The sequence below is a fragment of the Flavobacterium johnsoniae UW101 genome, assembly GCF_000016645.1.
Classification (GTDB): Bacteria; Bacteroidota; Bacteroidia; order Flavobacteriales; family Flavobacteriaceae; genus Flavobacterium; species Flavobacterium johnsoniae.
The window spans coordinates 4,756,287-4,778,842 of the sequence record NC_009441.1; the positions used below are offsets into that span (position 1 = coordinate 4,756,287).

At 34.6% G+C, this 22,556-nt stretch carries 23 protein-coding genes and 1 riboswitch; of the genes, 9 read left to right on the top strand and 14 right to left on the bottom strand.

The features are described 5' to 3' along the window. Positions 1-15 precede the first annotated feature (15 nt). The 3 genes from FJOH_RS20555 (at position 16) to nagA (ending at position 4,147) form a co-directional block, all read left to right on the top strand. A complete protein-coding gene (locus FJOH_RS20555; RefSeq protein ID WP_012025948.1) occupies positions 16-939 on the top strand; it encodes a PorP/SprF family type IX secretion system membrane protein in 924 nt (307 codons plus the stop codon). A gap of 11 nt (positions 940-950) precedes the next feature. Beyond that, a complete protein-coding gene (locus FJOH_RS20560; RefSeq protein ID WP_012025949.1) occupies positions 951-2,879 on the top strand; it encodes an OmpA family protein in 1,929 nt (642 codons plus the stop codon). A 143-nt stretch (positions 2,880-3,022) separates the two neighbouring features. Further along, complete coding sequence (gene nagA, locus FJOH_RS20565) at positions 3,023-4,147, top strand: N-acetylglucosamine-6-phosphate deacetylase (protein WP_012025950.1); 1,125 nt, start codon at positions 3,023-3,025, stop codon at positions 4,145-4,147. Positions 4,148-4,363: 216 nt separating this feature from the next. Here the strand turns inward: nagA and FJOH_RS20570 are convergent, their stop codons facing one another. The 3 genes from FJOH_RS20570 to FJOH_RS20580 form a co-directional block, all read right to left on the bottom strand. Next, positions 4,364-4,693 (bottom strand): hypothetical protein, encoded by a 330-nt coding sequence (locus FJOH_RS20570; RefSeq protein ID WP_012025951.1) that lies wholly within the window; start codon positions 4,691-4,693, stop codon positions 4,364-4,366. A gap of 130 nt (positions 4,694-4,823) precedes the next feature. Next, entirely contained in the window at positions 4,824-5,567 is a 744-nt protein-coding gene (locus FJOH_RS20575) for a LytR/AlgR family response regulator transcription factor (RefSeq protein ID WP_012025952.1), read from the bottom strand. Continuing rightward, complete coding sequence (locus FJOH_RS20580; protein WP_012025953.1) at positions 5,564-7,591, bottom strand: sensor histidine kinase; 2,028 nt, start codon at positions 7,589-7,591, stop codon at positions 5,564-5,566. Before FJOH_RS20580 ends, FJOH_RS20575 begins: the two co-directional genes overlap by 4 nt. A 247-nt stretch (positions 7,592-7,838) precedes the next feature. Between FJOH_RS20580 and FJOH_RS20585 the strand changes: the two genes are divergently transcribed. The 4 genes from FJOH_RS20585 to FJOH_RS20600 are packed head-to-tail and all read left to right on the top strand — an operon-like array spanning position 7,839 to position 9,824. Continuing rightward, a complete protein-coding gene (locus tag FJOH_RS20585; protein WP_012025954.1) occupies positions 7,839-8,294 on the top strand; it encodes a hypothetical protein in 456 nt (151 codons plus the stop codon). A gap of 6 nt (positions 8,295-8,300) precedes the next feature. Continuing rightward, positions 8,301-8,759 carry a hypothetical protein gene (locus tag FJOH_RS20590; RefSeq protein ID WP_123875723.1) on the top strand — a complete coding sequence of 153 codons (459 nt, stop codon included), beginning with the start codon at positions 8,301-8,303 and terminating at the stop codon, positions 8,757-8,759. Then, on the top strand, positions 8,746-9,264 hold the full coding sequence (locus FJOH_RS20595) for a hypothetical protein (RefSeq protein ID WP_012025956.1): 519 nt from the start codon (positions 8,746-8,748) through the stop codon (positions 9,262-9,264). The genes FJOH_RS20590 and FJOH_RS20595 overlap by 14 nt, the downstream gene beginning before the upstream one ends. Before the next feature lie 11 nt (positions 9,265-9,275). Then, positions 9,276-9,824, top strand: a complete 549-nt coding sequence (locus FJOH_RS20600; RefSeq protein ID WP_012025957.1) for a hypothetical protein — start codon at positions 9,276-9,278, stop codon at positions 9,822-9,824. Between the two features lie 81 nt (positions 9,825-9,905). Here FJOH_RS20600 and FJOH_RS20605 read toward each other — a convergent pair whose 3' ends face one another. Beyond that, the gene (locus FJOH_RS20605) at positions 9,906-10,505 is read right to left on the bottom strand and encodes a murein L,D-transpeptidase catalytic domain-containing protein (RefSeq protein ID WP_044047961.1); all 600 of its coding nucleotides are present in this window, start codon (positions 10,503-10,505) and stop codon (positions 9,906-9,908) included. Positions 10,506-10,811: 306 nt separating this feature from the next. Here FJOH_RS20605 and FJOH_RS20610 point away from each other — a divergent pair, with 306 nt between their 5' ends. Then, positions 10,812-11,960 (top strand): leucine-rich repeat protein, encoded by a 1,149-nt coding sequence (locus FJOH_RS20610; protein WP_012025959.1) that lies wholly within the window; start codon positions 10,812-10,814, stop codon positions 11,958-11,960. Positions 11,961-12,035: 75 nt separating this feature from the next. Here FJOH_RS20610 and metQ read toward each other — a convergent pair whose 3' ends face one another. The 5 genes from metQ to FJOH_RS20635 all read right to left on the bottom strand — a co-directional run bounded on the left by metQ (position 12,036) and on the right by FJOH_RS20635 (position 16,308). After that, positions 12,036-12,848, bottom strand: a complete 813-nt coding sequence (gene metQ / locus FJOH_RS20615) for a methionine ABC transporter substrate-binding lipoprotein MetQ (RefSeq protein ID WP_012025960.1) — start codon at positions 12,846-12,848, stop codon at positions 12,036-12,038. Positions 12,849-12,883: 35 nt separating this feature from the next. Then, on the bottom strand, positions 12,884-13,537 hold the full coding sequence (locus tag FJOH_RS20620; protein ID WP_012025961.1) for a methionine ABC transporter permease MetI: 654 nt from the start codon (positions 13,535-13,537) through the stop codon (positions 12,884-12,886). Then, complete coding sequence (gene metN / locus FJOH_RS20625; RefSeq protein WP_012025962.1) at positions 13,530-14,561, bottom strand: methionine ABC transporter ATP-binding protein MetN; 1,032 nt, start codon at positions 14,559-14,561, stop codon at positions 13,530-13,532. Before metN ends, FJOH_RS20620 begins: the two co-directional genes overlap by 8 nt. A 257-nt stretch (positions 14,562-14,818) precedes the next feature. Further along, a complete protein-coding gene (locus tag FJOH_RS20630) occupies positions 14,819-15,313 on the bottom strand; it encodes a cupin domain-containing protein (protein ID WP_012025963.1) in 495 nt (164 codons plus the stop codon). Next, complete coding sequence (locus FJOH_RS20635) at positions 15,310-16,308, bottom strand: NADP-dependent oxidoreductase (RefSeq protein ID WP_012025964.1); 999 nt, start codon at positions 16,306-16,308, stop codon at positions 15,310-15,312. Before FJOH_RS20635 ends, FJOH_RS20630 begins: the two co-directional genes overlap by 4 nt. A 92-nt stretch (positions 16,309-16,400) precedes the next feature. On the opposite strand from FJOH_RS20635, the gene FJOH_RS20640 reads away from it, so the two are divergent. Next, complete coding sequence (locus tag FJOH_RS20640) at positions 16,401-16,778, top strand: winged helix-turn-helix transcriptional regulator (RefSeq protein WP_012025965.1); 378 nt, start codon at positions 16,401-16,403, stop codon at positions 16,776-16,778. A gap of 244 nt (positions 16,779-17,022) precedes the next feature. Here FJOH_RS20640 and FJOH_RS20645 read toward each other — a convergent pair whose 3' ends face one another. From FJOH_RS20645 to FJOH_RS20665, 5 genes are all read right to left on the bottom strand, one after another. Further along, on the bottom strand, positions 17,023-18,495 hold the full coding sequence (locus FJOH_RS20645; protein WP_123875724.1) for an aminotransferase class V-fold PLP-dependent enzyme: 1,473 nt from the start codon (positions 18,493-18,495) through the stop codon (positions 17,023-17,025). 174 nt (positions 18,496-18,669) lie between these two features. After that, positions 18,670-19,659: a TlpA disulfide reductase family protein gene (locus FJOH_RS20650; protein WP_012025967.1), complete on the bottom strand. Its 990-nt coding sequence runs from the start codon at positions 19,657-19,659 to the stop codon at positions 18,670-18,672. A gap of 236 nt (positions 19,660-19,895) precedes the next feature. After that, positions 19,896-19,996, bottom strand: a riboswitch (SAM riboswitch). A gap of 271 nt (positions 19,997-20,267) precedes the next feature. After that, positions 20,268-21,353, bottom strand: coding sequence for an NAD(P)H-dependent flavin oxidoreductase (locus tag FJOH_RS20655; RefSeq protein ID WP_012025968.1), 1,086 nt, complete (start codon positions 21,351-21,353; stop codon positions 20,268-20,270). 16 nt (positions 21,354-21,369) lie between these two features. Beyond that, positions 21,370-21,819 (bottom strand): nuclear transport factor 2 family protein, encoded by a 450-nt coding sequence (locus FJOH_RS20660; protein ID WP_012025969.1) that lies wholly within the window; start codon positions 21,817-21,819, stop codon positions 21,370-21,372. Continuing rightward, entirely contained in the window at positions 21,820-22,554 is a 735-nt protein-coding gene (locus FJOH_RS20665; protein ID WP_012025970.1) for an SDR family NAD(P)-dependent oxidoreductase, read from the bottom strand. It lies immediately after the preceding gene. Between the last annotated feature and the right edge of the window lie 2 nt (positions 22,555-22,556).

A 22,556-nucleotide genomic window follows, 5' to 3' on the forward strand; every position in this document is an offset into this window, starting at 1 on the left:
AAATAAGAATTGGCTATGATTAAAAATATAAATAAGATTTTCACAATCATTACGATGCTTTCTGTATTTGGTGTTGCTGCACAGCAAGATCCGCAATACACGCAGTATATGTATAATACGCTAAGTGTAAACTCTGCGTATGCCGGCTCATTAGGTCATTTAGCCATAACCGGAATATACAGAACACAATGGGTGGGTCTTGAAGGCGCCCCAAATACACAGTCTTTTACTCTGGATACACCCATTGCAAAAAATCTTGGATTAGGTTTATCTGTAGTCAGCGAAGAAATAGGCCCGTCAGAAGAACAATATATTGATGCTAATTTCTCTTATACCATACAATCAGGGCAGACTTACAAATTATCTTTTGGTCTTAAAGGCGGCGGAAGAGTCATTAACATCGACTGGACAAAAGGAAGCCACAAAGATCCTGACGTTCAGTTTCGCGAAAACATTACCAATAAATTCCTTCCCGTTGTAGGCGCCGGATTATACTGGCACGGCGAAAGAGATTACATTGGAATTGCCATTCCTAACTTTTTAACCCGCGAAAGATATAATTACGATGATATAGCCGATGATCTTGTAAACGAAAGAATGCACGTTTACTTAATTGGAGGAATTGTTTTTGACCTTTCCGCGCATACTAAATTTAAACCTGCCGTGTTGGTTAAATACGTTGCCGGTGCACCCCTGATCGCTGATTTTTCAGCCAATTTCATGTTCAATAATGCTATAACACTTGGTGCTTCTTATCGTACAGGAGATTCTGTAAGTGCAATGGCCTCTTTACAAATTACGCCTCAGTTTTTGGTTGGATATGCGTATGATTATACCACAACCGAACTACAGACTTACAACAGCGGTACGCATGAAATAATGCTTCGATTTGAATTAGTGTCTCGTAAAAAGGGATTAAAATCTCCCAGATTCTTTTAAAACTATGCTTTATGGAAAGAAGAATTACTATACTCCTACTTCTGGCAATGCAAATCCTGTATTCACAGACCAAAAACAAATCGGCAGATGCTTTGTTTGATAAAATGTATTATATCGAAGCCGCAAAATCGTATGAAATGTCCATAAAAAGCGGTGACGTTTCAAAAGAAATTTTACAGCGTGCCGGAGATGCACATTATTTTAATACACAAATGACAAGTGCCAGCAAATGGTACGGAAAACTGATTGCAGATTATCCAAACGAAGTTTCTCCGGAATACTATTTTAGATACTCGCAGTCTTTACAGGGAATTCAGAATTATGATCTGGCAAAAAAAATGATGAAAAACTTTTCTGAAAAACAAAAAACATCAGATTCCAGAGCGCAGAATTTTTCGCTTAAAACCGTAACACTCGAAGATATAAAAAAAATAAAACCACAGTTTTTACTCGAAAACCTCGAAATCAATTCAGCTTATTCAGATTTTGGACCTATGTTTTACAAAGGCGATTTGGTATATTCTACTACCGTAGATTCCTCTTATCTAAAAACAGCAAAATACGGCTGGAACGATCAGCCTTATTTAAACCTGCAATTAGGCAAAATAAGCCCAACCCAAGCCAATGTTACTTTTAAAGAACGTTTTGGTAAAGAAATCACAACCCAGTTTCATGAAGCCTGTGTCGCTTTTTCGCCAGATGAAAAAACAATTTATTTTACACGAAATAATTACAACGGAAAACTAAAAAGAGACAGCAAAGGCATTAATAACTTAAAAATATATTCGGCAAAAGCGGTAGAAAACAACAATGGAACCGTTCGATGGGAAAACGTAAAAGAACTGCCGTTCAACAGTGATAACTATTCAGTTGGGCAGCCTTCTGTAAGCAAAGACGGGAAAAAATTGTATTTCGTTTCAGACATGCCCGGAACAATTGGTGCTTCAGATATTTTTGTAGTCGATATTTTAGGCGAAGACCAATATTCAAACCCAAAGAATTTAGGCGAAAAAATAAATACCAGCGGACGCGAAATGTTTCCGTTTATAACTGACAAAGCTTTGTATTTTTCTTCTGACGGATTTTTAGGCCTGGGCGGACTCGATGTTTTCGAAAGCCGATTAAACGACGGAATTTTCGATTCTCCAAACAATCTTGGCGCGCCATTAAACAGCAATCGAGACGATTTTGGTTATATCGTAAACGAAGAAACCAACAAAGGTTTTGTATGTTCGAACAGAAAAACCGGAAAAGGCGATGATGATATTTATTCTTTCGAAAGAAGCTGTACACAAGCTATTGAAGGGTATGTTTTTGATGCTACATCCAACAACAAAATTGCCGGCGCTATTGTAACTCTTAAAAACAATGAAAATCAAAAAGTTGATGAAACCGTTTCTAAAATTGATGGAAAATTCGAATTCAGCGAAAACATCAATTGCAGTACGCCTTATACAATTGAAGCATCAAAAGACAATTTTACCACAACAACAAAAGCGATTGTTACACCAGAAAATTCTGGAATAACACAAGTTCCTATTGGTCTTGATCCATCGCTGATCGAAAGAAAAGACGGTTTACTGAAAATCAAAATTGGTATTATTTTCTTTGATCTCGATAAATCAGATGTTCGGTATGATGCCGCTATAGAATTAAACAAAGTCGTTTTGTTAATGAGCCAATATCCAAGCGTAGTCATAAAAATTGAATCTCATACTGATTCCCGCGCAAATGATCAATACAATCTGGAACTTTCTGACCGACGTGCCAAAGCAACCCGAGATTACATCATTTCGCAGGGAATTGCTCCGGAAAGAATCGAAAGTGCCATTGGCTATGGAGAAACACAGCTTATTAATAACTGCTCAAACGGAGTTCCGTGTACCGAAGCACAGCATCAAATGAACAGACGAAGCGAGTTTATTATCACCAAAATGTAACCCAAAAATCGACCTTAAAACATTTTAATTTGCAGGTTGTGCATCTTTTATTTTATTTTTAAATAAGATGACTTACGAATGATATTGATACATTTGTAATTCTGGAAATTCACTTTCAAATAAAAATAAGAAACACAACTACAATGAAACAGGCAATTGTTAATGCCATAATACATACTGGTGACGAAATAATTGATAATGGAGTCATTATCATCGAAAACGGAACTATTCTTTCTGTACAAAAAGAAATTCCGAATGATATAAAAACCATCGATCTGCAGGGAAAACATATTGGTGCCGGATTTATAGATATTCAGATAAACGGAGGAGAAAAACATTATTTCAGCCAGACTCCAAATGAAGAAACTATTCAGGATATTTACAATTCGAGTCTGAAATACGGAACAACACATGTTTTGCCCTGTTTAATTTCATCATCAAAAGAAACCATTTTACAAGGAATTGAAGCTGCCCGCAATTACATTAAAAAACACAATAATGGTGTAATTGGAATGCATTTAGAAGGACCTTTTTTAAATCCTTTAAAACGCGGTGCGCACAGCATCGATCAGGTTCGTAAACCAACAAATGCTGAACTGGAAGAAATCATCAAACACGGAAAAGACGTTATAAAAGTAATCACCATTGCTCCGGAATGTTTTACTGATGAACAATTAAATATGCTGCTGGAAAGCGGTATAACAATTTCTGCAGGACATTCTACAATGGGTTATAAAGAAGCACAGCATTATTTCTCAAAAGGAATCAATCTCGTTACCCATTTATTCAACGCCATGACACAGTTTGGTCATCGTGAACCAGGTTTGGTTGGTGCTGTTTTTGAAAATGAAAAAGTGTATGCTCCCATAATTTTAGACGGAGCACACTGCGATTATGCGGCCGCAAAAGTGGCTTACAAACTCAAACAGGAAAAATTCTTTTTAATAAGCGACGCTACTTTCCTGGGACGCAAAGTAGAAAACTTTAAATGGGATAATTTTGATGCCCATTTAGAAAACGGTTTTTACAGAAACGAAGACGGAAACTTAGCCGGTGCCACAATCTCGATGCTTGAAGCTGTACAAAATGCTTACAATCATTTAAATGTTTCGGCAGATGAAGCCCTAAAAATGGCAACATCAAGAGTCGCAGCTGCCATAGGTTTAGAAAATAAAATTGGAAAGATAAAAACAGGATTTCCTGCCAGTTTTGTAAAATTCAACGATAATTTATCAGAAATAGAAACCTTAAATTTTCCTGCTGTATAACAGCATTTAAATCATAAAAAAAGAGACAGTTAAAAACTGTCTCTTTTCAAATCAGAATTATTGTCAGCATTGCGTGCCGTTCTAAACGTCTCAGTAACCTCAATAACAAACTACAAGTTAAACTAATAGAAACTGATCTGTTTTAGTATTCCCTAACAGAGAATAATACTATCCAAAAAAATAAAAAAACACTGCTAAAAGTGTAAAATTGAAGGTTTAGTTAATGAAACCAAATTTACCTTCAAACAACTGCCCAATAACAGGAATAGGTTTCTTTTGCTCATTAGCCGCATTAATGATTCCGAAAATCCATAAAATGAAAATTACATAACCAATGTAGCTTAAAAAATAAAGTGAAGGCACAATTGAGACTACAACAGAAAGTAAAATATTTACCACTAATGAGAATAGAAAAATTCCGAAACCTTGTTTAAGGTGATACGTTACAAGATCACTTTTTGGTGATGCATCTTTGCTTTGTACAAAGGCTACGATCCAGCCAATAATGGTTACGTAGCTCAGGATTGATAAAGTTTTATTGTTCATGGTTCTATTATTTGTTACAGGTCAAAAATAGATACAATAAAACAGCTCCCAAACCCGCACTTTGTCATTGGTTGCTTTTAATTGGTATTTGCATAAATTGAATACATAAACCGTCAGGAACTATCCGAAATTAAATTTCATCTTTCATTAATTTAAAAAACTGTTCTTTCTTTCCTCTCGAAATCGGCACAACCGATTTATCGTTCATATGTACCATTCCTTCACGCGAATAACTCAAAATAGAATTAACATTAATTAAATGCGATTGATGCACCCTGAAAAACATCGGCGGAAGCAGAATATCTTCATAATTCTTTAAAGGCTTAGAAACCATTATTTTTCTGCCGTCTGTTAAAAAAAACGTTGTATACGAACCCGAAGTTTCACATCTTAAAATCTGATCCAATTTTACCACATACATTGCTTCCTGCGTAGGCAGAACAAGCCGGTCCGGCGTTTTTGATAAATTCGTCTGCAATTCTGTAATCTGCTGTTTTTCTAAAACCCTTTCTTCTAGAATCGCAATGCGGTCTATAGCCGTTTTTAATTCCTGCGGATCAATTGGTTTTAAGAGATAATCTACAGCACTGTATTTAAACGCATTAATGGCATGCTGTTCAAAAGCCGTTGTAAATATCAGGTGAAATGAATTAAATGAAATTTGCTGCAGCACATCAAAACCAGTTCCGTCTTTCAGCATAATATCCATAAAAACCAAATCAGGTTTTAGTCTGTCAACCATTTTTACAGCTTCGGGAACACTTTCGGCATAACCAACAATTTGAATCGTATCGCCGGAAACCATTTCGAGCATAATCGACAAAGCTTCTCTTAATCGATGTTCGTCTTCAATAATTATCGTTTTATAAATCATGATAAAATCGGGATATTTAGAATTACTATACAACCGCGGCCGTCAGTTTCAGGATCACGTTCCTTAACCGTAAATCCGGCATTTGGGTTTTCTTTCTGCATTTTAGACAGCCTTTCGTCAGTAATGGTAGTCGAAAGCGACTGATGCGTATCGTTTATTTTTAATTTTCTCGAAGCCGCTAATCCAATTCCGTTGTCCTTAATCGTACAAATTAAACTGTGCTGTTCTTCATCTTCTTTAAAATAAATTTCGATCAAACCTTTTACACTATTTTCCTGAGGTTTTAAACCATGTTCGACCGCATTTTCTATAAACGGCTGAATGAGCAGAGGCGGTATCAAAATATCAGTTTCAACATTTTCATCACATTCAATAACATAATCAAAACCATTATTTAAACGAAGCTGCTGCAATTCGATATAATTTTTTAAAGTATTAATTTCCTCTTCCAGCGAAATGGTTTCTTTTCGCGACTGCTCTAAAACCTGTCTGGTGAGCTTGGCAAATTTATTTAAATACGAAACCGCAGGAATAGTATCTTTTTGTAAAATCATGCTTTGGATATTCCCTAAAGCATTAAAAATGAAATGCGGATCCATCTGCGAACGCAGCAATCTTCTTTCGAGTGACAATCGCGCAGCCAGATTTTCGATCGTTTCCTTTTCCATCAGCTGCATTTTAAGTTCGTTATGCACCTGCTCCTGCTTTAGAAAATCTTCTCTGTTTTGATAATAACGCTGGCGGTAATAATACGAACGAAACATAAATACAAGACCAATTAACAATACGCCCGCAATACCATAACCCAATAATTTATTCTTCTGCTCCAGTTCTTTTTCCAGTTCCAGCTGTTTGATTCTTTCTGCTTTTTTAGAAGATTCGTAACGGGCATCTGCATTTTGAAGCAGCGCCTGCGTAGATTCCTTATATTTTAACTGAGTATATTTTGAATAAAGTGTATCGTAACCGTAATACGCCTGAAAATCTTTTCTCTTTACCGCAACATCTTTTAAACTCTTGTAAAAAGCAGTAAAAAGATAATTATCTGTATACGGCAGGCTTTTTTGATAATTAATACCTTCTGTAAAAAGAAGTTCAGCCCTAATATAATCGCCCTTTTGCATAAAATAATACCCTTTTAGTCCAATGGCACTTCGCAGAATAATTTTCACATTATACTTTTTCGCAATACTTTCTGCTTTTTGCAGATTCCACAAAAAAGCTTTTTCATCTATAGGCTTTGGTCCTTTTGTATAAAGATCAGCCAGATTTACATAAGCAATTCCAATATTACTTTTGCTCACAATTTTGTCTGCATTTTTTTCAGCCAAAGCGACTGTTTCTTCAAAAAACTTAACCGCCGCTGCCCATTCTAAAATCCCGCCCGTTTCTAAATTATCTGCCAAAAAACCGCCAAAAGCAAGCCTTGCATACAATTGGCTTTCTGCATCACCGGATTTTTCTGCATGTGCAAGGGCTTCTCTGGCATATTTTTCGACTTTGGTAGGCGATGCCGGAGAAAACAAATACGAAATATCCGAAGCAATTTTAGCACATTGATCGTGTGCATTGACTTTAGAAAATAATGTATAGGCTTCTAATAAATAATTCAATGCCTGGGGCTTGTCTTCAATATAAGATTTTAAAGATCCCATTGCAGCCGATGCATGGGCTTTTGCTCTTATTTTAGTTATATGCTGCGAAAGATAAAAAGCCGTATCTGCATAATGCATAAACTCTTTTAAATGAAGCAATCGTCTTTGGGTAAGCGCCAGATAAGCATAACTAATTACTTCGTCTTCCTTGTTCTTATTCTTGTGTGCAAGATGAAGTGCCTGTTTCTGAATTTTTATACAGGAAACAGTATCAGAAAAACGTTTTGCATATCCTTCTGCTGCTATTTTTTCGATAGGAGAAATATCTTGTGCCTGAATTTTGAATGCAGTTAAAACCAAAAACAAAACATAAAAAAGCCGTTTTTGTTTTCTGAAATTTTGAAGATCAATTGTGATTTTTTGGAGCATAATTAGTGGTAATTGACGGCAAAGTACAAATTGTCATTATACAAACCAAACAATTTACCTGTGTTTTTAAAGGATAAAACTCTTACTTACAACCTCTTAATTAAGGCTGTAAAACCGCATTATTCCTGATATATTTCAAAATTAACCAAATAAAAATCTAAACACTCCATTTACCAATTCGCAATTGTTAATGGATTTGGTATGAAGTAATCTTGCTGTCTAAAATAATTTTAAAATCAAATTTATTATGAATAAGAAAATCCTTTCATTACTATTAATCTGCTTTTGTTTTCTAACACAAATTTCATTTGGACAGAGCGATGATAAACGCACCAAAATTGAAATTTCAATAAAAGATGGAAACAAAACAATCACGGTTCCTTTACGTTCGGCTACGGTTTCGTTTACCAAAGGAGCCAATTATAAAGATCCTGAAGATAAAACAGATAACAGAAGCTACTTTTTCTCTCTGGATTTTGAAAAGCAGGATATTAATTTACTGCGTGCTTTTGCAACCAGCAAAAACGGTCTTGACGGACAGATTACAATGGTCGATACGTACGGAAAAACACCTTCAAGAAAATTTGAATTTAAGGGCGCTAAATTAGACAGTTTGAGCGATCAGCTTACCGGAGATTATTCAAGCTCTTATTTTTCATTGTATTGCTCCCTTATAATTATCGATGGTGTAACCATACAATAAATGACAATGACGCATTTAAAATATTTTGAAAAAAACGGCAGTCAATATACCTTGAAACGAGAATATGGTTTTGGCATTATAGTGAGTGTTGGAATGGCAGCTTTTGCAGCTGCGGGTCTTTGGCTCCATGAAGCTGTTATGTTTTGGATTTTTGACATTCTCGCAGTTCTGTGCTTTATTTCAATTTGGATGAAGCAAGTGAGTATTGACATGGACAAAAAAGAAATAACAGCAAAAATTGGTATTATAAATCCGCCTGTTCGTATTCCGCTGCAAGATTTTCAAAACTTCGAATTAGTACGTATTAGGCAGTATATGCTTACTACAAATACTTCTCTGAATGCTTATTATTTAAAAGATGGAAAAGAAAAATGTGTCATGATTGCACAAGCTTTTACCAGCAGAAAAATTCAAAATCTGGCCAATGAAATTGATGAAATACTGAACAGCAATGAACATTCGTGAAAAATATAATATAACAGAATCTGCCCATTCTTTTTCATTCCAGCCTGTTAAACCACTGCAAAAAATATCGCAGTGGTTTTTGGCTGGTATTATCGCTGCGGCAATTGTACTTCCTTTTTTTGAAGAGAAACTGGGCGAAGTATGGTTTTATTCCCTTTACGTTTTATTAGCTTATGGCGTACTGCATAGTTTGTATGATATTTACATAAGGGCCCGGATTCGCTATACTTTTGACAGCAGAAATAATGCGGTTTACAAAATGACACCATTATTTCCTGATAAAAAAATCATGAAATTAGAAGAAGCTGTTATCTTTGTAAGTTCCGAAATGGGAAGCTGGCACTATAGTTTAGGCGCCAGAAAAAGCCATTTTATTAAAAACTATTTCATCAGCGAAAACTTCAGCTCAGGCAGAAAAAGCGATCAAAAACAAGTCGAATATGAAAAACATATTCTGGCAAAATTAAACCAGCTGACAGCATCTGTTCAACCTGTACAATCTTAATTATTTTATATATGAAAATCCAGAAAATCTTCGCCTTAGTATTTGTATCAACCTTATTGTTTTCATGTAATTTTTTTACAGACAGTTCTCCAAACAGAGTTTTTGAACTTATTGGTTTAAATGCCAATAAAATTCCGCAAAGCTTTGAGCGTGTATTTAAAGAATACTATCAGCAGAAACAAAATGGAAGTTTGCAAGCTCTTGCCGATGATCAAAAATCGATGCGTTCTTCTAATTGTGTTGATGCGGTTAACTTTTATTACGGAAACACGTTTAAAGAAGACATCAAAAAAATTAACGCCCTAAGCAAAACCGATGAAACAGAACCCATTATAAAAGCCGGAATTGAATTATTTGAATATGCTCAGGAAGTTCAAACAAACGATTTCCCTAAAATTGCCAAAATGATAGACGACGGAAAAAGTGAGGAAGAAATCAATCTTGCAGCAAAACAGCTTGATGATACAAAAGGAATCGAACTGGATAAAAAATATAAAAAAGTAATGGATTTACTTTTACCTTATGCCGACAAGCACGGTGTAGAGTATAAAAGATTCTAAAAAAAGTTATGAGTTATGAATTAATTGTGAATTGTTAATTGTTAATTGTTAATTGTAAACTCATAATTCATAACTCATAACTCAATAATAAATATTCAAAATAATACTCGACTTTGAACTGTCGATTATTTTCTCCAGCTTTTTAAAGAAAGTTTCGCTCACCATTGGACATCCCTGGCTGTTTGAAATATAATAATCCTGTTCTTCATTAAGAACCGCAGAATACGAGTGTAAAACAATAACACGTTTAGCTGCATTATTATTGGTTTCGTCTAAACCTGCCAGTTTATAAGTTTTTCCAAACATTCCTTTATAGGATTTACCAATTGTATATCTGCCTAAAGAAGTACATTTAGAATTAGGCTCGTTACTAAATTTTAATTCTCCCCTGATTCCTGTTTCAGAACCTGCGCCGTTTGCAACAAGTCCTTCTTCAAGGATTTGATCTTTTTCTAAATCATAAACAAAAAATCTGTTCTTCCCTGATTTGATTCTCATATCAATAAAAAAGGCAATTTTAGTATTATAAGAAGCATTCTTTTTAATCATTGCTTTTACATCTGCAAGCTGAGAACTAAATCGCTCCATTTCAAGATTTATGGGTTTAATCTCATTTTTACTTTCTTTAGGATTTCCAAAAGAAAATAATACAAAACACAAAGTCAGACTTAAGAATTTCATAAAGTTGTTTTTCAAGTTTTTACGATGCAAATGTAATTGGCATAAAAAAATTAAACATCCAGTAAAAGACTGAAAAACAAAACAATAAGACATATTGTTTAATCACTTACCATTTTTTAAATGAAGCATCTTATTATAAATTTTCTTTAAGAAAAGACAATCTACATCTTAGATCTATACTACAAATATTTATGTAATTGTTAAACTACCTTGCAAATCTGTTCAAGTTCTGTACACTTCTTTTTATATGATAATATTATAATCAATTTTTGTTAAATATAATTTTAAAAATATAAAAACAACTATATGGGAAACTTACTTCAAAACACCATTTTTGGTCAAAATAAATATAAACCTAATACTTTTATTGGAGGAGTTGGTAACACTTTAAACACTTCTGCTTTAATTGCTTCTAAACTTGGTATATCAGTTAATAGAATCAAATCTTTTAGTGTTGTTGGAAATGATATTCAATTTAATGTGACTGGAGGAAATTACGTATTAGCTGGAAGTGCATTTTATGGAAATACAGATATCACCTATTTTAATGATACACTTGGATTAATCACTGATTGTCCTTTTGGAAATGCTTTTTATTTAGCATCAAATTTAAATTGGGTCAGACTTCCTGGAATGATCAAGTTAGGTTATAGATCTTTTTGTGAATGTGTAAACTTGGAAACAATATATTTCAATTCCCTTCTAGAGGTCAGCTCAGAAAGTTTTACTAATTGCAGGAAGCTTATTAATTTAAATAATAGCTTTAAAACTGTAACTACATTAGGCAATATGTGTTTCCAAAATTGTACACTTATTACAGATTTACATTTCCCAAATGTGAGTCTATGTAATTTAAACGCTTCTACAACTATGTTCAGTGGAATGTCATCCTTAGTCACGTTTAATGCGCCTAATCTAACATTGATAGCAAACGGCAGTAATGGGCACAATATGTTTTTCAATTGCATCAATTTAGAGAATATCAATCTTACAGCTTTGAATTTTATTCCGCAAAATTTTGTTCTAAATTGCGTAAAATTAAAAACATTAAACCTGCCAAATGCAGTTATTGGAAATTTATTAACATCATTTTCTAATACTCCACTGCTTGAAACACTCAATACTCCAAATCTAGAAACTTTAATAACAAATAGTTACAGGGCATTTTATCAATGTGGAGTTAAAAATATTGATTTTTCAAAAATTACTAATTTAAGTATATTATCAAATGATATTTTCGAGAATACAACTGGATTACAAACAATTGATATTAGATCTTGTACAACTTCAATTGGATCTAGCGCTTCTGTAAATAATAATGTATTTCGTCTTATGAAAACTGGAGTTATTATTACTGCAAATGTAATTCAACAGACAATTAATTCAGGAGTACCTGAACCAGATCTTGCATATGCAATTTCAAACAGAAGTGCTACTGTAAACTATATAGAATAGATTTGATTAAGAAAATAAATCAAACTTATATAAAAAATAAAAGACCTTTTGAAGGTCTTTTATTTTTCTAATCTATTACCACCCTTTTACAGCACCGCCTTTAAATTCATGCTCGGCTGCTTTTTCTACTTCAGGAGATTGGAAAGCCTGTAAAAACTGTTTTACTTTTTCTTCGTTTTTATTGTCTTCACGGCTTACTACTAAGTTTACATAAGGCGATTCTTTATCTTCAATAAACAAAGCATCACGTGACGGAACCAATCCCGCCTGAGAAGCAAAAGTATTATTGATAATCGCAATAGAAACATTAGCGTCGTCTAAAGCGCGAGGTAATTGAGGCGCTTCTAACTCTAATATTTTTAAGTTTTTAGGATTACTTACTATATCAGTTACTTTAGGTAGTAAACCTACGCCGTCTTTCAGTTTCAATAAACCATTTTTCTGTAAAAGCAACAACGAACGTCCTCCGTTTGTTGGGTCATTTGGAATAATAATCGTGCTTTCATTTTTCAGTTCAGAAAGACTTTTGATTTTTTTAGAATATCCGGCAATTGGATAAACAAATGTATTACCAATAATGGCAAGTTTATAACCACGCTGTTTAGACTGCTCATCTAAATAAGGTTTATGCTGAAATGCATTAGCATCAATATCTCCCTGGCTTAAAGCTTCATTTGGAACTACATAATCGTTAAAGGAAACCAATTCTACTTCTAGTCCAAATTTTTCTTTAGCAACTTTTTTAGCAGCTTCTGCTACTTTTAATTCTGGTCCGGCAGCAACTCCCACTTTTATAAAATGAGGATCATTATTTTTGCTCTTTCCGCAGTTTGATAAAACAAGTGCCAAAGCCAAAACTCCAGCCGTTTTTAAAATAGTACGTTTCATATATTTTTATTGTAAATTGTTAATTATAATTGAGATTATCTGTGGTCAAATCGCTTTGACAAAGCATCTCCCGCAAATTGGATAAGAAATACTAATAGCACCAGCAAAGCCAAAACCGAATTCATTGTTAAGGCATCATAACCAATATAGCCATACTGATATCCTACTTGTCCTAAACCTCCTGCGCCTACTGCTCCGCCCATTGCAGAATAACCTACAAGGGTAATTAAAGTAATCGATGCTGCATTTATTAATGAAGGCAATGCTTCTGGAAGTAATACTTTATATACAATCTGGAAAGGTGTTGCACCTAAAGCTCTTGCCGCTTCAATTAATCCTGACGGAAGTCCCAATAAACTGTTCTCAACCAAACGGGCAATAAATGGTGCCGCGCCAATGCTCAACGGAACCAAAGCGGCACTTACACCAATCGAAGTTCCCACGATAGCGCGTGTAAACGGAATCATCCAAACGATTAAAATAATAAACGGAATAGAACGGAAAACGTTTACCACAACAGACAAAATTCTGTTTAAAACCTTTTGTTCCAATATTTGATTTTTTCGGGTAAGGAAAAGCAAAACTCCCGTTGGAAGTCCGATTAGAAAACCAAAAAAGCCTGACACAAATGTCATCACAATGGTTTCCCAGGTTCCTTTTACTAATAAGTCAATAAGTGAATCAGACATAACCTATAATTTCTGTTTTAATGTGTTTTGAAATAAAATATTGAATCGCAGCGTCGTAGTTTTCGCGTTTTCCTGATAATTCAATCAGCATAACACCAAAATTTACATCTCCAGCCTGATCCATTTGTGCACTCACAATTTTAAAATTGGTATCAAACAATCTTGAAACCTCTGAAATAACAGGTTCATTAACCGATTTTCCGGTCATTTCCAGCTTCAATAACGGATTTAAGGTTCCGTTATCTTCTTTCTGTAATTTTTCTTCGTAAACGCTTGGTATTTCTAAATGAAGAGACGAAGCAATAAATTCTCTTGTCAGCTCATGTTTAGGGTCAGCAAAAATTTCACCTACACTTCCCTGTTCTATTAATTTTCCGTGGCTGATAACAGCAACTTCATCACAAATCGATTTTACAACTTCCATTTGGTGCGTAATTAATAAAACCGTGATATTTAAACGACGGTTAATATCTTTCAGCAAATTCAAAATAGAACGTGTTGTAGCCGGATCAAGTGCACTTGTAGCTTCATCACACAATAATACCTTCGGATTATTAGCCAGAGTTCTGGCAATGGCAACTCTTTGTTTTTGTCCGCCCGAAAGGCTTGCTGGATAATCGTTTGCTTTTTCGACTAAACCAACTAGTTGAAGCAATTCAAAAACACGTCTTTTAATTTCATCTTTTGGAGTTCCCACTAATTCAAGTGGAAAAGCCACATTTTCAAAAACAGTTCTTGAAGAAAGCAGGTTAAAATGCTGAAAAATCATCCCGATTTGTCTTCTTTCAATCGCCAGTTCAGCGTTTGAAAGCTGCATTAAAGCCTTTCCATCTACAATAATTTCTCCAGATGTGGGTCTCTCTAATAAATTGACACAACGGATTAAAGTACTTTTCCCCGCTCCCGAAGTTCCAATTACACCAAAGATTTTTCCTGGCGGCACCATGAGCGAAACACCATCCAAAGCAGAAACTATCCTGTCTTTCTGATGAAAAATTTTGGTAACATTTTTTAATTCAATCATTTGTTCAAATTCAAGGTTTTAAAACAAAAAAGCCTTTCAAATCTTCATGAAAGGCTTTTTGAAATAAATTGTATTATTTTATATATAAGCCAGATCAGTGAATTTCATAGCAATAGCACAGCACATCATACTGCAGCTATAATAATAATTCAAATTCTGGTTCTCGTTTCTCATTGCGGTTGCAAATTTAAACAGATATTTTTAATTTTTATGTAAAAAATACAAAACTTTTATTGACCTATCAAAATAGTAGATTACTATAACAATTCCTTGAAATTAATTACTCTTTTTTTGGCATCCAGTAAAACAGCTAACTGAATACAGGGCAAATCTGAACGATTGCTCCAGGCATGATTTGTACCACGCTGAATTACGATATCTCCAGCTTGTAAAAGCGTTTCTTCTTCATCAACTATCAAATAAATCTCACCTGCCAAAATGACGATGTAATCTAAAGTATCAGTTTGATGCATTAACGGATGAGGCTGACCTTGAGGTGCTTCTATTCCTAAATCTTTATCGGGCGGAATTTGTACATACCGAAAATAACTTCCGTTTTTTGGTGTATTGGGAAAAGCGGTATTTTCAATTCTTTTTTCTTCAAATTTAGCCGGTGTACTATCAGTTGACCAGATATCAGAAATAATTAATCCCGGAAAATGCTCTGATACATTGCTCACGATTTCATTTTGTTCGATAATTGATTTTCCGTTTCGTATGCCCGTAACGATTCTTCTTGGTATTGTTTTCATTCTTTATTAATCTTCATTATTAATTTTCTTCCATACGTTTTGTTCTCACGCAAAATAGCCAGCGCTTTATTGACAGTTTCCGCATTTAGCTCACCAATTACAGAAATACTGGGTGGACTAATTATTTCATTTTCTATTAAATAACTCAACTCACTTAAACCATTTTTGTAATATTCATACTGCTTCTCAATTCCGTATGCATAATTAGAAATATTGTAAATTGCAACGCCTTTAGAAAAAAGAATACTGCGGGATTCAGCCGTTAAAAAATTTGTGACGTCAATATAAGTTCCGTTTATTTTTAAAAGTCTTGCAGCGATATCAGCAATACTATTTCCAACCAAATCCACAACGATATCAAACTTTTTATTTTCGTTTAAAGAAAGAGCAGTTTCGTATACATTTTCTTTTTTATAATTGATGATTTGCTCTCGTTTTACTCCAAGGTTTATCAAAGAAGCGATACTTTCATCATTTCCGGCTGTTACCCAAAATTTTTTAAAACTATTAGCTGTAAGAAGTTTTATAAACATATTTCCCACTCCGCCGGCAGCACCCGTAATAAATATCGAATCAGCTGCAGAAGCATTCATTCTTTTAAATGATTGTAATGCCGTAAGTCCTGCCGATGGAATTCCTGCTGCTTCTTCAAAAGAAATATTTTGAGGTTTTTTAACTGCGATTTCCTCTGGAACACAAATATATTCGGCATAAGTTCCATTAGATCCCATACTGCCTGAACCGCAGAAAACGGCATCTCCAATTTTAAATTCTGTTATTTCTGTACCAATTGCTGTAATTATTCCTGAAAATTCACGTCCCAGAATTGGTGAATGAATCAGTTTTCTTTCAGATTTATTTTCAGTCATTTGATAATCAATTGGGTTAAATCCTGAAGCTGTAATCTTTACCTGAATCTGATTACGTTCTGGCTGTGGAATTGCCACTGTTTCGAGCTTAAATTCTCGGTTTTCCTGTAATATAACTGCTTTCATTTTTATCGTTTTAGTTTACAAAAGTATCGCCGTAATACTTTATTTTTGTTATGGGTTAACCCAAGGTAACCGGTTACCAAAGAGAAACTAGTATGGCAAAAATTAATGATAACGGTGTACTTCGAGAAGCGAATTGTTCTGAAGAACTTATGGCAATGCGTGACAGCCTTGACGTTTTAGGCGGAAAATGGAAATTGATGATTCTAAGATTTTTAACTAACCGAACTCATCAGGTTATTCATTTTAAAAAAATGCAGCGTGAAATTGACGGTATTTCGGCTAAAATGCTCAGCAAGGAACTTAAAGAACTTGAAACTAATCTGCTTATTACAAGAACCGAACAAGATACCAAACCCGCAACCGTAATTTATGCCATTACCGAATATGGAAAATCAGTGCTTCCGGTTACAGAAACCTTAGTTAACTGGGGATTGGCACACCGGGAAAAGATTATCGAATCACTTAAATAATTCTAAAAAACATTCCGTTGGAAATGTTTGGTCGGTAGAACAAAAATTGAATTTTGGTTACACGTTCCATAGGAACGTTTGATGAATGACGTAAATATCAAATTCAATCAAACAAATGTCCTTACAGAACATAACACAAAACGATACCATTTTTCTACCAGCGAGATATTCCTACGGAATATTACTCATTATAAACCCGACAGGTTTTAAAAACCTGTCGGGTTTAAAACTTAATTAACTATACTTAAACTAACTTAAACCATTCATTTACTTCTTCTGCTATATTTTCTTTTATTTCAGGGTTTTCAAATTCATTTGAAACCGGATTATATTCATAATCCTTCTTCCATTTTTTATAATTCGAAGCTATTTTCTCGATTGCATCGCAGATATAAAAAAGCGCTTCATTTGTCATAATCGGATGCAGTGATAAACGCACCCAGCCCGGTTTATTGGATTGATTTCGCTGTAACAATTCATTTGTAATTTCAGCCGATCTTTTTTCGTTGATGTTAAACAAATAATGCGCATAAGTACTTGCACAAGACCAGCCGCCGCGAACCTGAATTCCAAAACGGTCATTTAAAAGCCTAACAATTAAATTGTAATGAATATCTTCGATTACAAAAGAAACACAGCCAATTCTTTCTGTGGTTAAATCGCCTAAAATGGATAATCCTTGTATTTTTTGAAGTCTCGAAAAACAAAGGTCAAGCAGTTCTTTTTCTCTCTTTTTGATTTTCTCAACTCCCATTTGTTCTTTTAATTCTAAAGACAAAGCAGTTCTAATAACCTGCAGAAACCCCGGAGTCCCGCCATCTTCCCTCACTTCTATTACATCGCTGTAACAATATTTTCCTAACGGATTGGTCCATTTTACATTTCCCCCGCCCGGATTATCTGGAAAATCAGATTGGTATAATTTTTCATTAAAAACTAAAATACCGCAGGTTCCGGGTCCGCCCAAAAATTTATGAGGCGAAAAGAAAATTGCATCCAATTGCTGTTCTGGATCTTTTGGATGCATATCGATTTTGACATACGGTGCCGAAGCTGCAAAATCTACAAAACAAAGTCCCCCGTTTTGGTGCATAATTTTGGCTAATTCATGATAAGGCGTAATAATTCCCGTAACATTCGAACAGGCCGTAAATGAACCTATTTTTAAGCTTCTGTCTGCATATTTTTTGATTTCCTGAGAAAGTACCTTCGGATCAACTAAATTATTTTCATCAGGCGGTAAAATCACAACTTCGGCATTGGTTTCATACCACGAAACCTGATTGGAGTGATGTTCCATGTGTGTGATAAAAACGACAGGTCTATCCTGATCTGATTTTGTTCTCAGAGCCATAATACGCTGCAGTTTCGATAAAGCTGCTGTCATACCGCTTCCGGTTGTTATCAAAACATCTGATTCATTAGCGTTAACCGATTTTTTAATAATATCTCTTGCATACTGATACGCATACGTGGACGTTTTTCCTGTTTGACTTGAAAGTGAATGCGTATTGGCAATCATTGGGCCGATTTTATTGAGCATTATATCTTCGATCGGGATATACAGCCTTCCACTGGCAACCCAGTCAGCATATATCAGATTTTGCTCTCCGTAAACCGATTCGAAAGTATGATCAATTCCTACTGTATTTTCTCTAAACTTAGAAAAGTAACATTCAGACTCTGTTGGTTTTGTTGTTGGCTCAATAGCATTCATTTCCTTTATCATTTTAATTAACTAAATTGTATTTGCATGTGTTTTATTCTTCTTTTTGTCATTTCGACGGAGGAGAAATCACACATGTAACTCGACAAAGATTGACGACTTTCTATATGGATTCTCTAGTGTGATTCCTCGTTCCTCGGAATGACAAGATTGCGTATTTCTTTATCAAATTTTACTTTCTAAAAGTGATTTTAGTGTAGATTGTAATTCTTCTCCATGAAGATTTTTTGCAACGATTATTCCTTTTGAATCTACTAAATAGTTTCCCGGAATAGCTCCTACACCGTATAATTTTGCAACGGCACTGTTCCAGAAAAGTAAATCAGAAACATGTGTCCAGGTTAAATTATCGTCCTGAATTCCTTTAATCCAGTTTTCTTTCTTTTTATCCAATGAAATTCCCACAATATTGAATCCTTTGTCATGAAATTCTTTGTAAGCGGCTACGATATTCGGATTTTCTCTTCGGCATGGACCGCACCATGAAGCCCAAAAATCGACTAAAGTGTAACCTTTTAGATTATCATAAAGACGAACTGGCTTTCCGTTAGGATCATTGGCTGTAAAATCCGGGGCTTTTTTACCTACTGCTAATCCGTCTAAAACAACAGCCAGTTCTTTTAATTCTTTCACGTAAGTGGTATTTTGAAGACTTTTATCCAGCAGGGCAATATTTTGTGTAATCTGCTCAGGTGTTAATCTGTATGACCAATTTCTATACAAGACATAAGCAGAAACAATAGATTTTGGATGTTCAGTTATAAATTTGCTGATTTCTGCATCTTTGCTCTTTTTATAGGTTTCGAACAAATCCTGAGAAGCTGAACCCTCAACGACAGAAGCTGTATAATATTTCTTCGGACTCAGCTTTACTGTAATTGGTTCTTTTTCAAGGAAAATATACAAAGGCGAACTTTCTGTGTTTACACTTAATCCGTATAATTCAGGCGTTTTTACTTTTGTTTTAAAACTAAAATTTCCGTCTTTTACTTTTACTGAATCTATTGTGGTAAACATTTTATTGTGAAACTTCTGTAAGTAAACATATTGTGCAACGGTATCGACAACAGTTCCTTTTAATTGTAAATTACTTTCCTGTGCCTGAGTTTGAACAGCTCCAAGAAACAAAGCAAAACCTAATAGTATTTTTTTCATTTTATTTTTAGTTTTTAGATTAGACAAAGGGGGTTCAGGCCGATGAAAAAACCATCAGCAGATTGTATTTTAAAAAGAAGGTTTAAGAGAGAATTCGTGTTTTTACATTCGAAAAACGGCCAGACTATTTTCTTCTAAAATTATATTCAAAAGCTCATAACCGGCGTATAAAATTGATTCTGTTTTCATTTTAATAAATTTTAATCGATGAACTTATTCAGATTTTGAGGAAATCTTTCTTATCTGCCCGCTTATAGCGGAAGGATTTAGCACCTTATTCGGCAACAGGTTGCTAAGACTTCATTGGGCCTATTCCCTCAGTCTTTCTGGATAAGTATCATTATATAAATTTTCTGTGATACAAATATATATTAATTCTACAGAATTAGTCAAGTATAAATTAAGTTTTTTTCATTTTTATTGAAAAAGTGTTATTCAACAAAATATAAATCACTGTATTTAAACTAATTACATGAAATTATAATTTTAAGAGACGCAATCAATTTATAATGGAAATTCATACATCAATTGCAATATAATTGATTAGTTTGTTTTTATATGACATAAAAAAAACTCATTTCGGTTATGAAATGAGTTTCTATTTAGTATTATGATTTTAATCCATCAAAATAAGCTGTAGTTTCTTCAATCAAAGCATTCATCAAAACAGAAGCTTTAGTATGTTTTAAAATTGGAGAAATCTGACCGCCCCAAAATAATATCATATCCCATTTTTGTTTATCAAGCGCTGCTTTTCGCAGTGGAGCAATAAAAGTAGTCTGTAATGGAAAAGGCAGAATATCTGATTCTTTTCCCATTATATCTTTAGCAAGCCGGCTTGTAATCCCGCGTCCGAGTCTTCCTGTGTAAGCGCGTGAAAGTGTGGTGTATTTTGCAGCATCAGAAAACAGCATTTCTCTATGAATTGGCAGTGCATTAGATTCGTCTGTAGCTAAAAAAGCGGTTCCTATTTGCGCAGCACTTGCTCCTAATGTTAAAGCTGCTGCAATTCCTTTTCCATCAGCAATGCCGCCGGCTACAATTATGGGTGTTTTTATTTTTTCGCGCATTAACTGCAATAGAACAAAAGTTCCGGTTAAAGAAACTTCAGATTTATCTAAAAAAGAAGGACGATGTCCGCCTGCTTCAAAACCAGAAGCAATAATCATATCAACGCCTTTGCTGTCCAAAAAAACAGCTTCATCGAGAGTTGTTGCAGCTCCAACTGTTACAATTCCTGATTTTCGGCATTGTTCTAAAACATCATCTGAGGGAACGCCAAACATAAAACTGAAAACTTTTGGCTTAACGTCTAAAATTACCTGCAGCTGATTTTCAAATCTAGATTGAAATGGAGCTGGTTTTTCCGGAAGTGCGATTCCAGCTTCATCATAATACGGTTTAAAAACGGCTTTTGTTTTCTCAAACTGTTCATCGGTTAAACCGCCTTCGGGAATATCATGGTCTGAAACCCAAAGATTGATATTATAGGGTTTATTTGTGGCTGCTTTTAACTGTTTATCAATGTCGAAAATTTCCTGCGGACTCATTGTATAAACTCCATAACCGCCTAATCCGCCTGCATTAGAAACTGCAGCGGTTAATTCTACACTTGATAAATTGCCTCCAAAAGGTCCTTGTAAAATTGGATAATCAATTCCTAAGAGTTCTTTAGCTTTTGTATTGTACCACATTGCTTCAAGATTTAAATTATCTGCTGGTATCAGTCAGCATTTTGTTAACAATCAGCCATCGGCCGTTAATCTTATGGAAAGATAAAAAATCCCGATAATTAAAGTCATACATTTTAACATTTAATTCGGCCACAGCAATAGAATTTACAACGCTTATATGCAGAATTTCTCCTTTAAACGGTTTACCGGAATCCTTTGGACTTTGTCGGTTTTTAACACCATCCAGATACAAATCGACTGTTTTAAAATAAGGCTGTCCTTTTACATCCCCAAACAGGAATGTTCCGGGTTGAAAAACACTTCCTAAAAGTATTTCATCACCTTCATAAATGCCTTTAAAATAATAATTTTCTATGGCATCTGTAATAGCCTGAATTTCTATTTGATTTTCCATTTTAATTGTATTTTGAGCTTTTATGCCCTGAAAATTCCAGAGCATAAAAGCAGTTAATAAAATCGTTTTCATTTAATTTAAATTGTGTCCTGCACCTTTTCCGCCGTCAACATTAATAATGGCTCCGGTAATAAAATTACTTTTGGCAACAGTGTAAACAATTTCAGAAACATCATCGGTCTCTCCTACTCTGTTTAATAAATGCAGTCCGGCACTCTGATCAGCATTGTCACCATGCATTGGCGTACGAATTACACCCGGAGCAACGGTATTGACACGAATATTTTGTTTTCCAAATTCGGCCGCTAACTGAATCGTCAAGGCATGAATTGCTCCTTTACTTGAAATAGGTGCCGAAGCGGGCCATCCGCCTAAACCATGATTTACCAATGGCGTTCCGATATTAATTACTACGCCTCCCTGCTGTTTAAGCATTTGCGGAATAACAGATTGAGTTGTGAAATAAGTTCCTTTTAAATTGGTTTTTAGAAAGGTATCTAAATACGCTTCGTCTACTTCTAAAAATGGTTTACTGGCAAAAATTCCGGCATTATTGATTAATACATCTACAGAACCAAATTTTTCTAAAGCAATTTTAACCAGTTGTTCTCCTGTTTTTTTATCGCTTACATCTCCGGCAAATTTTGCCAGATTATCGCCTGCACCAAATTCATTGAACGTTTTTTCTAATGCACTTTCTGTTAACGAATTGATTACTACATTATCGCCTCTGTCTAAAAAATATTTAGCGATTCCTTTTCCAATTCCCGAAGCAGCTCCGGTAACGATTATAGTTTGTTTTTTCATGA

Coding starts and splice junctions, on each gene's coding strand:
- FJOH_RS20575 (WP_012025952.1), bottom strand. CDS start 5,567: ATGATTTATAAAACGATAATTATTGAAGACGAACATCGATTAAGAGAA.
- FJOH_RS20645 (WP_123875724.1), bottom strand. CDS start 18,495: ATGAATGCTATTGAGCCAACAACAAAACCAACAGAGTCTGAATGTTAC.
- FJOH_RS20665 (WP_012025970.1), bottom strand. CDS start 22,554: ATGAAAAAACAAACTATAATCGTTACCGGAGCTGCTTCGGGAATTGGA.
- metQ (WP_012025960.1), bottom strand. CDS start 12,848: ATGAAACGTACTATTTTAAAAACGGCTGGAGTTTTGGCTTTGGCACTT.
- FJOH_RS20655 (WP_012025968.1), bottom strand. CDS start 21,353: ATGTGGTACAATACAAAAGCTAAAGAACTCTTAGGAATTGATTATCCA.
- FJOH_RS20640 (WP_012025965.1), top strand. CDS start 16,401: ATGGCAAAAATTAATGATAACGGTGTACTTCGAGAAGCGAATTGTTCT.
- FJOH_RS20635 (WP_012025964.1), bottom strand. CDS start 16,308: ATGAAAGCAGTTATATTACAGGAAAACCGAGAATTTAAGCTCGAAACA.
- FJOH_RS20560 (WP_012025949.1), top strand. CDS start 951: ATGGAAAGAAGAATTACTATACTCCTACTTCTGGCAATGCAAATCCTG.
- FJOH_RS20650 (WP_012025967.1), bottom strand. CDS start 19,659: ATGAAAAAAATACTATTAGGTTTTGCTTTGTTTCTTGGAGCTGTTCAA.
- FJOH_RS20660 (WP_012025969.1), bottom strand. CDS start 21,819: ATGAAAACGATTTTATTAACTGCTTTTATGCTCTGGAATTTTCAGGGC.
- FJOH_RS20630 (WP_012025963.1), bottom strand. CDS start 15,313: ATGAAAACAATACCAAGAAGAATCGTTACGGGCATACGAAACGGAAAA.
- FJOH_RS20600 (WP_012025957.1), top strand. CDS start 9,276: ATGAAAATCCAGAAAATCTTCGCCTTAGTATTTGTATCAACCTTATTG.
- FJOH_RS20595 (WP_012025956.1), top strand. CDS start 8,746: ATGAACATTCGTGAAAAATATAATATAACAGAATCTGCCCATTCTTTT.
- FJOH_RS20605 (WP_044047961.1), bottom strand. CDS start 10,505: ATGAAATTCTTAAGTCTGACTTTGTGTTTTGTATTATTTTCTTTTGGA.
- FJOH_RS20570 (WP_012025951.1), bottom strand. CDS start 4,693: ATGAACAATAAAACTTTATCAATCCTGAGCTACGTAACCATTATTGGC.
- FJOH_RS20585 (WP_012025954.1), top strand. CDS start 7,839: ATGAATAAGAAAATCCTTTCATTACTATTAATCTGCTTTTGTTTTCTA.
- metN (WP_012025962.1), bottom strand. CDS start 14,561: ATGATTGAATTAAAAAATGTTACCAAAATTTTTCATCAGAAAGACAGG.
- FJOH_RS20580 (WP_012025953.1), bottom strand. CDS start 7,591: ATGCTCCAAAAAATCACAATTGATCTTCAAAATTTCAGAAAACAAAAA.
- FJOH_RS20590 (WP_123875723.1), top strand. CDS start 8,301: ATGACGCATTTAAAATATTTTGAAAAAAACGGCAGTCAATATACCTTG.
- FJOH_RS20620 (WP_012025961.1), bottom strand. CDS start 13,537: ATGTCTGATTCACTTATTGACTTATTAGTAAAAGGAACCTGGGAAACC.
- FJOH_RS20555 (WP_012025948.1), top strand. CDS start 16: ATGATTAAAAATATAAATAAGATTTTCACAATCATTACGATGCTTTCT.
- FJOH_RS20610 (WP_012025959.1), top strand. CDS start 10,812: ATGGGAAACTTACTTCAAAACACCATTTTTGGTCAAAATAAATATAAA.
- nagA (WP_012025950.1), top strand. CDS start 3,023: ATGAAACAGGCAATTGTTAATGCCATAATACATACTGGTGACGAAATA.